Annotated in this window: 11 protein-coding genes, 1 tRNA gene and 1 pseudogene; 6 read left to right on the top strand and 7 right to left on the bottom strand. The window is 72.9% G+C overall.

The genetic code is table 11. From position 1 onward, the window contains the following. Nucleotides 1-369 precede the first annotated feature (369 nt). The 3 genes from AB0917_RS30115 to AB0917_RS30125 all read right to left on the bottom strand — a co-directional run bounded on the left by AB0917_RS30115 (nucleotide 370) and on the right by AB0917_RS30125 (nucleotide 3,012). Nucleotides 370-1,284, bottom strand: coding sequence for a DUF2510 domain-containing protein (locus tag AB0917_RS30115; protein ID WP_366822851.1), 915 nt, complete (start codon nucleotides 1,282-1,284; stop codon nucleotides 370-372). Nucleotides 1,285-1,369: 85 nt separating this feature from the next. Then, nucleotides 1,370-2,056 (bottom strand): response regulator transcription factor, encoded by a 687-nt coding sequence (locus tag AB0917_RS30120; RefSeq protein WP_366822840.1) that lies wholly within the window; start codon nucleotides 2,054-2,056, stop codon nucleotides 1,370-1,372. A 2-nt stretch (nucleotides 2,057-2,058) separates the two neighbouring features. Beyond that, a complete protein-coding gene (locus tag AB0917_RS30125) occupies nucleotides 2,059-3,012 on the bottom strand; it encodes a HAMP domain-containing sensor histidine kinase (RefSeq protein WP_366822841.1) in 954 nt (317 codons plus the stop codon). A gap of 321 nt (nucleotides 3,013-3,333) precedes the next feature. Between AB0917_RS30125 and AB0917_RS30130 the strand changes: the two genes are divergently transcribed. The 4 genes from AB0917_RS30130 (at nucleotide 3,334) to AB0917_RS30145 (ending at nucleotide 6,887) form a co-directional block, all read left to right on the top strand. After that, nucleotides 3,334-3,639 (top strand): DUF3040 domain-containing protein, encoded by a 306-nt coding sequence (locus AB0917_RS30130; protein ID WP_366822842.1) that lies wholly within the window; start codon nucleotides 3,334-3,336, stop codon nucleotides 3,637-3,639. A 280-nt stretch (nucleotides 3,640-3,919) separates the two neighbouring features. Next, on the top strand, nucleotides 3,920-4,687 hold the full coding sequence (locus AB0917_RS30135; protein ID WP_366822843.1) for a (Fe-S)-binding protein: 768 nt from the start codon (nucleotides 3,920-3,922) through the stop codon (nucleotides 4,685-4,687). Beyond that, entirely contained in the window at nucleotides 4,684-6,258 is a 1,575-nt protein-coding gene (locus AB0917_RS30140) for a lactate utilization protein B (protein ID WP_366822844.1), read from the top strand. Before AB0917_RS30135 ends, AB0917_RS30140 begins: the two co-directional genes overlap by 4 nt. Continuing rightward, nucleotides 6,255-6,887: an LUD domain-containing protein gene (locus AB0917_RS30145; protein ID WP_366822845.1), complete on the top strand. Its 633-nt coding sequence runs from the start codon at nucleotides 6,255-6,257 to the stop codon at nucleotides 6,885-6,887. Before AB0917_RS30140 ends, AB0917_RS30145 begins: the two co-directional genes overlap by 4 nt. A 135-nt stretch (nucleotides 6,888-7,022) precedes the next feature. Here AB0917_RS30145 and AB0917_RS30150 read toward each other — a convergent pair whose 3' ends face one another. From AB0917_RS30150 to AB0917_RS30160, 3 genes are all read right to left on the bottom strand, one after another. After that, nucleotides 7,023-8,939 carry a DUF2264 domain-containing protein gene (locus tag AB0917_RS30150; RefSeq protein ID WP_366822846.1) on the bottom strand — a complete coding sequence of 639 codons (1,917 nt, stop codon included), beginning with the start codon at nucleotides 8,937-8,939 and terminating at the stop codon, nucleotides 7,023-7,025. Between the two features lie 157 nt (nucleotides 8,940-9,096). Continuing rightward, entirely contained in the window at nucleotides 9,097-9,636 is a 540-nt protein-coding gene (locus AB0917_RS30155) for a hypothetical protein (RefSeq protein ID WP_366822847.1), read from the bottom strand. Nucleotides 9,637-9,721: 85 nt separating this feature from the next. Next, a complete protein-coding gene (locus tag AB0917_RS30160) occupies nucleotides 9,722-10,201 on the bottom strand; it encodes a DUF309 domain-containing protein (RefSeq protein WP_366822848.1) in 480 nt (159 codons plus the stop codon). Nucleotides 10,202-10,312: 111 nt separating this feature from the next. On the opposite strand from AB0917_RS30160, the gene AB0917_RS30165 reads away from it, so the two are divergent. Next, nucleotides 10,313-12,967: an AAA family ATPase gene (locus tag AB0917_RS30165; RefSeq protein WP_366822849.1), complete on the top strand. Its 2,655-nt coding sequence runs from the start codon at nucleotides 10,313-10,315 to the stop codon at nucleotides 12,965-12,967. Between the two features lie 50 nt (nucleotides 12,968-13,017). Next, nucleotides 13,018-13,091: transfer RNA gene (locus AB0917_RS30170), tRNA-Pro, on the top strand. 69 nt (nucleotides 13,092-13,160) lie between these two features. Here the strand turns inward: AB0917_RS30170 and AB0917_RS30175 are convergent. Next, nucleotides 13,161-13,533, bottom strand: a pseudogene (locus AB0917_RS30175) (site-specific integrase); the annotation flags it as partial. Nucleotides 13,534-13,728: the final 195 nt, after the last annotated feature.

Raw genomic sequence — 13,728 nt, forward strand, 5'->3', positions numbered from 1 at the left:
GGCGGGTTCCGCACAAACCCGCACCCGGCCTTCTGCGTGCCGGGGCGGCCGGGGCCGGGTCAATCTGGACCTCACCCTCACCCTCATCCTCAGCAACTTTGGCGCCACGGGCACCGCGCTGACGATCACCGTCGCCCACGGGGGAGTGGGCTGTCACCGTGGGCCCGGGAGCTACGGTCTCGCGCGGTGGACCTGTGGGCGGGCTGGCGCCGGTACGACGCGTCCGTCACCGTCGACGGCGACCCGCGCGATCGTCACGGGCCGAGCATCGGCGGAAGTTCTCCTGGGAACCTCTTGGGAAGTGGCTGAGCGCGCCGGGAGCCGGGCCGGACCCTTCGGTCCCGCCCGGCTCCCCGGAGGCGGTGCGGCTCAGGCGGCTCCGCCGTTGCCCGCGCCCGTGCCCGACGCGGCCTTGATGCCCTTGACGATCTCGTCCAGGACGGACAGCTTCGGCGCGTCCTTGTTGATGTCGAAGCCGGACCGGACCACCACGAGCCTGTCCTTGGCGGCAGGGGAGGGGAACACCAGCGATTCCACGTATCCGTCGTCGCCCTTCTCCGTCACCACCTTCCAGCGCACCGCGTAGCCCTGCTGGCCCGCCACGGTGACCGGAGCGGACCTGACCTCCTCGTGCGAGGTGATCTTCCCGTAGGACTCCCCGCCGTAGGACTGCTCGGCGTTGACGGCGATGTCCTTCTTGGCCGCCTCCTCCGGCGTCCCGGCCGTCAGCTTCACCGCCACCGCGGGGGCCGAGAACACCCCTCCGCGCACACACGTCTTGTCAGGGCCGCCGGGGCAGGGGTGCTCACCCGTCGTCAGCCCGGCGCCGACCGGTGCCGACCTGCCCGTCCACCCCTTGGGCACCGGCAGGCTGATCCCGGCCGCGAGGTCCGTGGCATAGCCCGGCTCGGTCGGCGGGAGCTGTTCGCCGGGCCCCTGGGTGCCGCTGTCCTCCTCGCCGCTCCCGTCCCCGTCCTCGCCGCCCTTGTCTCCGCCGTCCGGTGCGCCCGGCCCGCCGGGGGCCTCGGGGGTGGCGGACGGTGAGGCGACCGCGATGCCCGGCCGGCCGCCGTCGTCCTCGCGCAGCAGGTACACCCCGCCGCCGATCGCGGCGAGCACCACGGCGCCGACGGTCACGCCGACTCCGATACGGATTCCGCGGCTGCGGACCGCGGCGGGCGACGGGCGCACGTGGCCGGTCCACCGGGCTCCGTCCCACCAGCGTTCCTGAGCGGGGCCTTTACCTGAATGCCCGGGGTCTGGGTGCCAGCCGGGCGGGGTCATCTGGGTCACGGGTGCACTTTATGCGGGTCGAGTGAGAATCACATGAACTGCCCGCGGTGCGAGGGCCTGTGCTCGTGGGCGGCGGTCACGGTTCGATCAGGCCCGCGCGGATCGCGTACCGGGTGAGCTCCAGGCGGTCACGCAGCCCGAGCTTCTGGAGCAGGTTGGCACGGTGCCGTTCCACCGTCTTGACGCTGATGACGAGCATCTCGGCGATCTCCTTGGAGGAGTGGCCCTCGGCGACCAGCTTGAGGATCTCCTCCTCCCGTTCGGTGATCGCCCGCGCCGGAAGATCCTCGCCGTCCCTGGCCCGGTCGAGGAAGTTGCGGATGAGCGCCGTGACCGCGCCCGGGTAGAGGAACGGCTCGTCGCGCATCGCCGCCCGGCAGGCCTCCACCAGGTCCCGGTCGGCGACCGACTTGAGGACGTACCCGGCCGCCCCCGCCTTCAACGCCTCGAAGAAATACTGCTCGTTGTCGTACATCGTGAGCATCAGGATGCGCAGGTCCGGCAGGACCCGGGACAGCTCGCGCGCCGCCTGGAGGCCGGTGAGCCGGGGCATCGCGATGTCCAGGATGGCCAGATCCGGCTGCTGGGCGCGGGCCATGTCGATGGCCTCGGCGCCGTCGCCGGCCTCGGCCACGACCGTGAGGTCCGGCTCACCGTCGAGGATCAGCCGGACCCCCCGGCGTACCAGGGCGTGGTCGTCCGCCAGCAGGATCCGGGTCGGCGCGGCGGCGCTCCGGGAGGGGGGCGGGGAGGAGAGGGACATGGTCACCGGCTTCCGTTTCGGACGGGCACATCGAGACGTACTTCGGTACCGCCCTGCGGCCCCGGGCCGAGGAACAGCTCGGCGCCGATCAGCAGGGCGCGCTCGCGCATGCCGCGCAGACCCGCGCCCTCGGGGGCGTCCCCGAGGCCCCGGCCGTCGTCGCGGATGCGCAGCTCCACCCCGCAGGAGCTGCGGCGCAGGGAGAGTTCGAGCTGTGACGCCCGCGCGTGGCGAACCGTGTTGGTGAGTGCCTCCTGCGTGATCCGGTAGATGACCAGCTCGGCCTCGGCGTCCAGTTCGGGCAGGTCCTTGCCCGTCCGGCGGCGGATCGTCAGCCCGTCGGGCGTCGGCGTCTCGGTGATCAGAGCCGTGAGCGCGCTGACCAGACCCAGCTCCTCCAGCACCCCGGGGCGCAGCCGGCGGGCGATCCGGCGGATCTCGTCGAGGGAGCCGCGGGTGATCTCCTGGACCTGCCGCAGCTCGCCGCGGAGCGGCTCGGGGGCGTGGTCGGCGACGCGCTTGAGTTCGAGGAGGACCGCCGTGAGGGTCTGCCCGACCTCGTCGTGGAGCTCCTGGGCCACCCGGCGGCGCTCGGCCTCCTGGGCGGAGAGCGCGCGGGCGCTGCTGGTGGCGCGCTCGGCCTCCAGCCGGTCGAGCATCGTGTTGAACGTCTCGATCAGGGCGGCGATCTCGCCGTGCCCGGCGACCTCGGGGCGCGGGCTCGGGCGCAGCAGGTCGGTCGTGGTCATCGCGCGGGTGACCCGCTGGAGCGGGAAGAGGCCGAGCCGGAGCAGGGCCGCGTTGGCGGCGAGCATGAAGGCGATCCCGCCGGTCAGGATCATCGCCTCGGTCAGCAGGACCGGTGTGGAGATGGTGATCGGGCCGAGCAGCAGCAGGGTGCCCGCGGCGACGAGCACAGCGGCGTTGAGCAGGAAGATCCGCCAGAACAGGGACAAGGGAGCACGGCCTCCATCGGACGTCGGAGCGGTCACGGGCGTTGACGCGGGCATTGACGTGGGCGTCGACAGCCTCCACTATCGTCGCTGCGCGCGGGGAACGCGCCGTCGCCCGGATGCCCCCGCTCGGCCGGTGGGAGGGCGCACGGCCCACCGCTCGTCTACATGGTGCACCCCCTCGAATATGGGTGCTGCCCCCGATGGCCCTTCCGGACATCCCCGTCGATCATGAAATCGAGGGCCCCGGGGGCCCTGGCTGTGCCGTATCACGGCGCCGGCGCCGGAGGGGCCGAGAGGTCTCCGAACCGGGAGGGAGACACCATGCCCACGTACGACGAACGGCTGCGAGCCCTTGAGGAGCAGCTGCATCGCGACGACCCCGGTTTCGCGGCGGCCATGTCGGACGGCACCCCGCGCAGCCCGCGCGAGTACCGCCGTCGCAACGCCTGGCTGGGGATGGCCTTCGGCCTCACCGCCCTGGGCATGGGTATCGCCATCGGCCACGGCCTCCTGATCGCCACCGGACTGGTGGTGGCGGGAGCCGCCGCCCACCTCTTCGACCCGCAGCGCGGCCGTCTGCACGGCAAGGACATCCCGGGAACCCCCGGAAACCCACCGGCCCGCTGACGCGCGGCGCCCGCATCGCCGCACCCCCCCCGGCCCCTCCGCACGGGCCGACCGAAGCCCCGACCGCCGAACCGGTCGGGGCCTTCGCGTGCCGCCTTCGTGTACCGCTGCCGTGTACCGCTTTCGTGTGCTGCCATGGGGCGCCCGGAGAATGCGATCTCTGTTCGGTCATACCTATAGACCTCGATCGGTCCGCCCGCACCGACGGAAACCTTGAAGTGAACCGACGGAACCTTGTAGTGAACTGAGCAGTGAACCGGAACCCGAAGGGGGAGGCCCCATGCGCATCGGACTCTTCGCCACCTGCCTGGGAGACACGCTCTTCCCCGACGCGGTGCGCTCCACCGCCGTCCTGCTCACGCGCCTGGGACACGAGGTGGTGTTCCCGCCGGGGCAGACGTGCTGCGGGCAGATGCACATCAACACCGGGTACCAACGCGAACCCGTTCCCCTGGTCAGGAACTTCGCCGAACAGTTCGGCGACGCCTCCGTCGACGCGGTCGTCGTGCCGTCCGGTTCGTGTGCCGGTTCGGTCCGCCATCAGCACGCGATCGTCGCCGACCGCTACGGGGACGCCGTCCTGCGCGCCGGGGTGGCCACCGTCGCGGCGAAGACGTACGAACTCTCCGAGCTCCTCGTCGACGTCCTCGGGGTGACCGGGGTCGGCGCGTACTTCCCGCACCGGGTGACGTACCACCCGACCTGCCACTCGCTGCGGATGCTCCGCGTCGGCGACAGACCGCTCCGGCTGCTGCGTGCCGTCGACTCCATCGACCTCGTCGAGCTGCCCGGCGCCGACTCCTGCTGCGGGTTCGGGGGGACCTTCGCCCTGAAGAACGCCGGGACGTCCACCGCGATGCTCCACGACAAGCTGGACAGCATCGCCACCACCGGGGCGGAGGTCTGCACGGCCGGAGACTCCTCCTGCCTGATGCACATCGGCGGCGGGCTCTCCCGTAACCGCTCCGGGACCCGCACCCTCCACCTCGCCCGGATCCTCGCCGCCACCCGCGCCACCCCCGACGACCTGACGGAGGCCGCCGTATGAGCACCTTCCTCGGCATGCCCGCCCGGCCGCCCCGCTCCCCGTACGGCACCGGAAACCTGCGCGGCGACGAGCCCTTCCCACGGGCCGCCCGCCACGAGCTGGGCAACGGACAGCTGCGCCGCAATCTCGGCAAGGCCACCACCACCATCCGCGCCAAACGACTGAGCGTCACCGGCGAACTCCCCGACTGGGAGGCGCTGCGCGCCGCCGGCTCCGCCATCAAGACCGACGCGATGAACCGGCTGCCCGAACTCCTCGAACAACTGGAGCGCAAGGTCACCGAGCACGGCGGCACCGTCCACTGGGCGCGCGACGGCGCCGAGGCGAACGAGATCGTCGCCGGGCTGGTGAAGGCCACCGGCAGCGGCGAGGTCATCAAGGTCAAGTCGATGGCCACCCAGGAGACCGGGCTCAACGAGCACCTGGAGTCGGTCGGCATCACCCCGTACGAGACCGACCTCGCCGAACTCATCGTGCAGCTCGCGCACGACAAGCCGTCGCACATCCTGGTGCCGGCGATCCACCGCAACCGGGACGAGATCCGGCAGATCTTCCTGGACCGCATCCCCGGCGTCGACCAGGATCTGGACAACGTCCCGGCCCACCTCGCGGCGGCGGCCCGTGCCTATCTGCGGCAGAAGTTCATGACGACGAAGGTCGCCGTGTCCGGCGCCAACTTCGGCATCGCCGAGACCGGCACCCTCTCCGTCGTCGAGTCCGAGGGCAACGGCCGCATGTGCCTCACCCTCCCCGACACGCTGATCACCGTGATGGGCATCGAGAAGGTGCTGCCGCGCTACCAGGACCTGGAGGTCTTCCTCCAACTGCTGCCGCGCTCCTCCACCGGTGAACGCATGAACCCCTACACCTCGTTGTGGACGGGGGTGACACCCGGCGACGGCCCCCAGGACTTCCATCTGGTGCTGCTCGACAACGGCCGTACGGCGGCCCTCGCCGACACCGTCGGGCGCGCGGCGCTCAACTGCATCCGCTGCTCGGCCTGTCTCAACGTCTGCCCGGTCTACGAACGGACCGGCGGCCACGCCTACGGCTCGACCTACCCCGGCCCGATCGGCGCCGTCCTCACTCCCCAGCTCGCCGGGATGGATGCCACCACCGACGACCCCAACAGCTCGCTGCCGTACGCCTCCAGCCTCTGCGGGGCCTGTTTCGACGCCTGCCCCGTGAAGATCGACATTCCCTCGCTGCTGGTGGAGCTGCGCCACCAGCACACCGAACAGGCCGGCACCACGCCCGAGAAGCTGGCGATGAAGGCGGCCGCCGCCGTGATGAGACGGCCCGCGCTGTACACGGGCGCGCAGAAGGCGGCCGGGCTCGGCCGTGTGGTCGCGGGACGTGACGGGATGATCTCCCGGCTGCCCGCGCCGCTCAGCGGCTGGAGCGAGAGCCGTGACACGGCGGCCCCGCCCCGGCAGACCTTCCGCGCCTGGTTCGCCTCCGACGAGGGCCGGGCGGCGCTCCGGGCGGCCGCCGACGAACACGACCGGGGGCGGGGAGCCGATGCGGCCGATGCGGAGGACCCGGGGCAGGGAGAGGAAGGGACGAAGTGACGCGTGCCCGTGACACCGTGCTCGGCCGGGTCCGTGAGGCCCTGGCCCTGGCCCCGACGCCCGCCACCGTCGTACCGCGCGACTACCGCACCGGCCGGGTCCTGCCCGACGGCGAACGCCTCGCCCTCTTCACCGACCGGCTCCTCGACTACAAGGCCGAGGTCCACCCCTGCACCGCCGACCGCACGGCGCGGATCCTCGCCGACGTGCTGCGCGACCACGGCGCCCGCCGGATCGGTGTGCCGGCCGGGCTGGATCCCCACTGGCTCGACGCCTACGACGGTGAGGTGAGCCGGGACTCGGCGGACGTCACCGCGCCCGAACTGGACTGCCTGGACGCGGTGGTGACCGCCTCGGCCGCCGGCTGCGCCGAGACCGGCACGATCTTCCTGGACGGCTCGCCCGACCAGGGCCGCCGGGCGCTGTCCCTCGTCCCCGATCTGCACCTCTGCGTCATCGACCTCTCCTCCGTCCAGGCCGGAGTGCCCGAGGCGGTGGCCAAGCTGGTGCCCGAGCGGCCGACGACGCTGATCAGCGGCCCTTCGGCCACCTCCGACATCGAGCTGGAGCGGGTGGAGGGCGTGCACGGCCCCCGCACCCTGGTGGTGGTGATCCGTACCGACGTGTGACCGGGGCTGTGGTCCGGCCTATGTGTGGTCCATGGCGATTGAACCCTGGTGGCCGAACCCGGGCCTCGGGCCTCGGGCCCCGGACTTCGGGCCCCGGACCTCGGACCCCGGCCCGAGGACGATCCGCCGTCCTCCCTACGAGTGATCCACCGCCACCGACCCCCGGCCGAAGACGATCCGCGTCCGCGTCCCGTCCTCCGCCCAGCCGGCCTCGACCGTCTCACCGTCCGGACCGCGCCCCACGACCACCTCGTCCACGACCGGTTCCAACGGCCCGGCCCCCGGCTCCGCCGTGAGCGACGCGAGGGCGACCAGGACCACCGTCCCCGCCGCGTCGACGGCCAGCCGGGGCAGCACCGCCCAGCGGGTGAACGCCGTGCCCTGCGGGGCCCGTACCTCCTCCAGGGCCTCCCAGCCGTGGAGCCCGTACAGCTGGGAGCACACCGGACCCCCGGGCTCCGCCGCCCAGCCGGTCAGCTCGGCCCGTGCCCCGTCCGGCGCCCCCAGCACCCGGTGCACCCGCAGCTCGAAGCGGCCCCGCGCCACCGTCACGCTCTCCACCCGGAGGCCGGGGGAGGTGGACGGCCCCGCCGGGAAGACGGGGGTGTGCCAGGACCCGGCCCAGCCCCAGCCCTCGCCGTGCCCGGCCCCGAGCGGATGGATACGGCGCCGGGTGCTGCGTACCCCGCCGACCGTCACCGACAGGTGGTTGTCCGCCGGGTTCGCCGCCGACGTCGGTCCGGTCACGGTGGAGTAGGCGAGCCGCGCGTAGTGCGGGTCCGCGCCGGCCGCCGACTCGCCCTCGTCCGGGCGGACATGGTCGCTGCCGTGGTTGTGCAGCCGCACCACCCCGTCCGCCCGCGTCGACTGCACCAGGAACCCGGGCGCCGGTACGGACAGCACCCGGTCCGGGCCCTCGCTCAGCGCCGGCTCCTCCACCGACGCCCACAGCGGGTGCCCGGCGGGCGCCAACAGGGCGACGAACGCCTTCGACGCCCAATAGGGCGACGCGGGACCGGAATAGGACTGCAGCGTCGCCGGGTGGGGGCCGTGCCAGCCGAGGCTCAGCAGGCCGTCACCGCCGCTCGCGCCGCGCTCCAGGAAGTACCGCAGCGACCCGTTGACCAGCCGCCGCGACACCCCGGGGGAGAGCGGGGTGTGTCCGGACACCGCGCCCAGGCCCACGGCCGCGCTCGCGGCGAAGCGGTAGGTGAGCGAGCGCCCGAAGTGGAGCGGGGCCCCGTCGCCGCCGAACATCAGCGAGAAGCTCTCCAGGTGCTCGCGCAGCCGCTGCCCGTGGTGCCCCAAGGCGCCTTCGTCGCCCGCCAGGAGGGCGTCCAGCGTCGGATACAGGTGCAGCGCCCAGCCGTTGTAGTGGTCGAAGGCGCGCCCGTCGCCGTCTGCGTACCAGCCGCCGCCCCGGTACCAGCCCTCCAGCAGGTCCAGCGCCCGCTCCCGGGCGCGGGCCGTCTCCGCGTCCCCGCGTCCCACCGACTCCAGGAAGCCGGCGACCGTGTACGGGAAGAGGTACCAGTTGTTGCCCGCCGGAAGATGCCGCAGCGCACCCCGCAGCCACTGTTCGGCCCGGTCCTGCACCCCGGGCTCCAGCCGGTCCCAGAGCCAGGGCCGGGTGAGCCGCAGCCCGAGCGCGACGGACGCGGACTCCACCATCGGCTGCCCCTGCACATGGTGGTCCAGGATGACCGGCCAGGACTCCGTGTCGTCCCGCCCCGGCGTACGGGTACCGGACGCGAGCCCCCGTGCGTACCGATCCAGCCATTCGTGCGGGTCCTTCCCCGCGGCCCCGGCGACCCGGAAGGCGGCCGCCAGGAAGGTCCGCGCGTACCCCTCGAGACCGTCGGAGCGCACCCCGGAGTGTGACGGGGGGCCGGGCAGGTCGAGCAGCGCCCCGCCGGGGGTGGCCCACTGCCAGGCGGCGTGCAGCAGCCCGTCGGCGGCGGCCTCCCAGTGCGCTCGGGTGTACCCGGTGTGAGGGCTCGACCCCCGGTCCTCCGGGGGAAGTCCGAAGGAGGGGGAGCGGAAGGTCGTCATACGGGAAGGCCAGGCCCTTCGTGGTCGACGCGGTCGGCACCGAAATCCTGATCGAGCGTTCGTAAGCGGTCAAGAGATCGACCAGAAGGAGGCGGAAGCGATCAAACGATCAGGGGGCGGTCCCTGGAGCCGCCACTCACGTGTGGAGCCGCGCGACTCAGGGAAGCAGTAGCCAGTCCGCGCCGACAGCGGCCACCAGGCCGGCCCCGAGCAGCCAGCTGCCGAGCCTGGTGCGGCCGTTCCTGCTGAGCTCGATCACCAGGCCGCACAGGATGAGCGCCAGCCCGTACACGCCGACGACCAGCACCGACGACCGGCTCGCGATCCGCAGGGCGAGGACCACGCCCATCGCGGCCATGCCCACGGAGGAGAGGACGATCCGCAGCCGCCGGGCCTGGCGCGGCGTCAGTCTCTTCCCGGTCTCACCGTCACCGACGTCGGTCTCGCTGTCAGCGCCGCCGGTTTCGGTGTCAGCGCCGCCGGTCTCGCCGTCCTCGAAGCGGGTGCCGCTGTCCCCGGCCTCGGTGCCGCTGTCCCCGATGCCGGTCCGTCGGTCCTCGACGTCGATGTCCTTGCCCGTGCCCGTGTCGGTGTCCTCGGCGTCGCGTACGTCCTCGGCTATCGGGGCGTCGGTGCCCCGGTCCCGGCCCTTGCGCCGGTCCCGGTCCTGGTCCTGGTCCTGGTCAGAAGTGCTCATGGAGCCGGATCGTAACGGCTGATCGGCAGGCCCGTTCCCGGCCCAGGGCCTTCCGCCGTCCGCCCGGACCGGGGAGCCTCCCCGGCTACCCCAGCAGCCGGGGCGCCTCGGCCCCCGCGTCCACCGTGCCGCCCGTCTCCACCCGGCCGGCCAACTCCCGGGCCCAGTCGACCAGTCCGTCGACCCCGATGCCGTGCGGCCGGGCCTGCCCGTACGAGGTGAGCGCGCCCGCACCCCGGCGCAGCAGCCGTGCCCCGCCCGCCGTGTTGCCGCGCGCGGCATGGGTCAGTCCCACGGCCACCTGTGCGAGCCCCCGCCACAGCTCGCGCTCGCTCTGCGGCCCCGACTTCCAGGCGTCCTCGAACACCTCGTGGGCGTGGAACGGCATCCCCGCGTCCAGCAGCCGCTGTGCCTCCCGGAGCGTCTCGTGCGGTGCGCGGACGACGCCCTCGGGCTGCCGCTCCACTCCGGGTGTTCCGTAGGGCAGCGGCCGCCCCAGTCCGTCCCGGGGGCGCGCGTTGCGTGCCCGGCCTTCGGTGTCACGGTCCCTGTGCGTCTCGTTCACTACTCGATTGTGCCTCGTACCTGCAAGGAATCGGCCGAACCCTGTCGGTGAGCACCCGCGCACGACTAGGCTCGACCGTCGTCACTGCATGCCATTTGGGGAAGGGTGGGCATGAAGCCGTCCCGGCCGTTGTACGAGCGTGAACCGGAACTCGCCGCCGCCGCGCGTGCGGTGGACGACCTGTGCGGAGCGCAGGCCGCCGGCGGACTCCTGGTCTTCAGCGGGGAGGCGGGGCTCGGGAAGACCGCCCTGCTCGCCGAGATCCGGGCGATGGCCGCCGACCGCTGCACCATCTGGTCCGCCCGTGGCGGCGAGACCGTCACCTCCGTACCGTTCCACGTCGTACGGCAGTTGCTCCAGCCCGCACTGAACCAGCTCCCGCCCGACGAGACCCGGGCTCTGTTCGGCGACTGGTACGACACCACGGCGCCCGCGCTCGGGCTCGCCGAGCCCAGCGGCCCGCAGCCCGACCCGCAGGGTGTCCGTGACGGCCTCGACTTCGTCGTCGCCCGGCTCGCCTCCCGCCTCAGCCACCGGCCGTTACTGCTGCTGGTGGACGACGCCCACTGGGCGGACGGCGAATCCCTCTCCTGGCTGGCCTCGTTCACCGCCCGCCTCGGTGAACTCCCGCTCCTGGTCGTCCAGGCGTACCGGCCGCAGGAGATGGCCGAACGCAACGCGAGCTACGCCGCCGACCGCGAGGCGGAGCGCGATGCCGAGGGACCGAGCACCATCACCCGGGTCGCCCTGCGGGCACTGACCCCGGACGCCACCGCCGAACTGGCCCGCGCGGCCCTGGGCGAACACGCCGACGACCCGTTCTGCCGCGAGGTGTGGGCCGTCACCGGAGGCAACCCGTACGAGGCCGTCGAGCTGGTCGCCAAGGTCCAGGACCAGGAGCTGGCGCCGGTCGAGGAATCGGCCGGACAGCTGCGGGAGCTGGGCGCCTCCGCCCGCGGCAGCGGACTCGTCGCCCGGCTGGAGCGGCTCGGCACCAACGCCAACCGGTTCGCCTGGGCCGCGGCCGTGCTCGGAACCGACATCTCCCAGGAGCTGGCCGCCACCCTCGCCGGGATGAGTTCGGCGGAGGCCGCCGACTGCACGGCGCGGCTGCGCGACGCCCGTATCGTCAGCGGTTTCGACCCGCTGGAGTTCGTCCACCCGCTGATCGCGACCGCCGTCTACCGCTCCATCCCGCCGGCCACCCGCACCGCGATGCACGGACGCGCCGCCTGGGCCATCACCCGGGCCGGCCTCGGCGCCGCCGCGGCCTCCCGCCACCTGCTGGAGGTCCACCCGGACGACGACCAGGAACTGGTCGCCCAGCTCCGCGAAGCCGCGGGCCAGCACCTCGCCGTCGGCGCCCCCGAAGCGGCCAGGCGCTGTCTGGAGCGTGCGCTGGAGGAGCCGCCCCGCCCGAAGGACCGCGCGGTCCTGCTGTACGAGCTGGGCTGCGCCACCCTGCTCAGCTCACCGCCCACCACCGTGCAGCACCTGCGTGCGGCCCTGGACATGCCGGGGCTCGACGACGGCCTGAGGATCGACGCGACGTTCCGCCTCGCCGCCGCGCTCGCCCACAACAACCAGCTCAAGGAAGCGGCGCTCTCCCTGGCCGCCGAGGCGGCCCGTACGGCTCCGGGCCCCGGCCTGATGCGGCTGCAGGCCGCGCACTTCATGTGGGAGGGCATGCAGGCCATCGAGGAGGACGGACCGGCCCGCTCCCAGCGCCTGACCCGCAACGCCGACCACCTCAAGGGCCGCGACAACGCCGAACGGGCGCTGCTCACCCTGCGGGCCTTCGACGCCATGCTGCGCGGCGAGAACGCCCAGCTCATCGTCGACCTGTGCGAACGCGCCCTGATCGACGGCAGCCCCGCCCGGGGCCTGGGCTGGACCGACTCCGAGTGGGGCTTCGAACTGCCCACCATGGTCGGCATCACCTATGCCTTCACCGACCAGCTGGACCGGGCCGAGAGCCTCTTCGGCGAAGCCGTACGGGCCTTCGAGATCTCCGGCTGGAGCGGGGCGCACCTGGCGTTCGCGCACACCCTGCTGGGCATGGTCCACCGCCGTCGGGGCCGCCTCGCGGAGGCCGAGGGCTTCCTGCGCGAGGGGCTCCGCCTCGCCGACCGGGTCGGCTCCGGCCTGCCCGTCCACTGGGACGCGGCATGTCTGCTCATCGACACGCTGCTGGCCCGCGGCTGCACCGCCGAGGCCCGCAAGATCGCCGACCGCTACCACTTCGGGCCGCCCTACCCCAGCGCGATGGTGCTGCCGGACGGCCCGTGCGTCGTGGGCCGCCTGCTGCTGGCCGAAGGCCGTAAGGAAGAGGCCGTCGCCGAACTCGAAGCGGCGGGCGCCGCCCTGGAGCCGCGCGAACGGTTCAACGGCGTCTGGGCGCCGTGGGCCGGTGACCTCGCCCGTGCCCTGGCCGACGACGACCCGGGCCGTGCGGCCCACCTCGCGGCCCGCGCCCGGGTGCACGCCGAACGGTTCGGCACGGAGACCGCCATCGGCGAAGCCCTGCGCTGCGTCGCGCTCTTCGCACCGCCCGAGGAGGCGGAGCACCTCCTCGCCGACGCGGTCCGCCACCTGGAGAAGTCCTCCTCCGCCTACGAGCACGCGCTCGCCCGCGTCGACTACGGCATCGCGATCGGCTCGCACCGGGAACTGGCCCGTGCCCAGAAGCAGGCCATGGCCTGCGGAGCCGAAGGGCTGGCGGCCCGCGCCCAGCAGGCCCGGACGTCGATCCGGTCCTCGGAGTGAGGTAATGTTTGTCCTGCGAGGCCGCCCTGGGCAACCGGGCGAAAACGCATCGGGACGTGGCGCAGCTTGGTAGCGCACTTGACTGGGGGTCAAGGGGTCGCAGGTTCAAATCCTGTCGTCCCGACTGGAGACAGTCGCAGGTCAGGGCCGGTTTCGGAGTAATCCGAGACCGGCCCTTGATCATTTTTGGGGACTAGTTGGGGACCGGTGGAGGTCCGGCGTCCTTGACCGGGTCTGCGGGTCTGCGGGTCATGACGATGGGGCCCGGGAGTGAGCGCGGTGCGCGCAGCACGTAGAAGTGGGCCGAGCGCGCCGCCCCCGGCGCCGGCCGTGATCTTGTGGACGTCCGGGTGGTAGCGCTGGGTGGTGGGCAGTGAACCGTGGCCGGCGATCCTGCGTAGGACGTGTACGTGGACCCCGGCGTGGGCGAACCAGGTGAGTGCGGTGTGCCGGAGGTCGTGGCGGGGCAGATGTTCGTAGCCGAGCTTGGTGACCACGTCGTCCCAGTGTGTGGCGTCGCGCAGGACGGCGGTGGAGATACGTCTGCCTGGCGGGCCCGTGAAGAGGACTCCCACGGCTGACGGACGCCCCTTCGGTCCTGCTCGACGTAGAGCAGTGCGGCGGGGCCGGGGCTGTGTGCTGGGGGTCTGCCTCGTTCCTCCACGGCAATGGGCGACTCACCTCCGCTCGCGCGGAGAGCGCGAGCCGATCATTTCGCGTTTGAGCAAGCAGAAGGTCGTTAGCACTCCGCCCGAGCGCCC

Origin of the sequence: Streptomyces sp. NPDC007346 (genome assembly GCF_040703535.1) — a bacterium.
GTDB lineage: Bacteria > Actinomycetota > Actinomycetes > Streptomycetales > Streptomycetaceae > Streptomyces.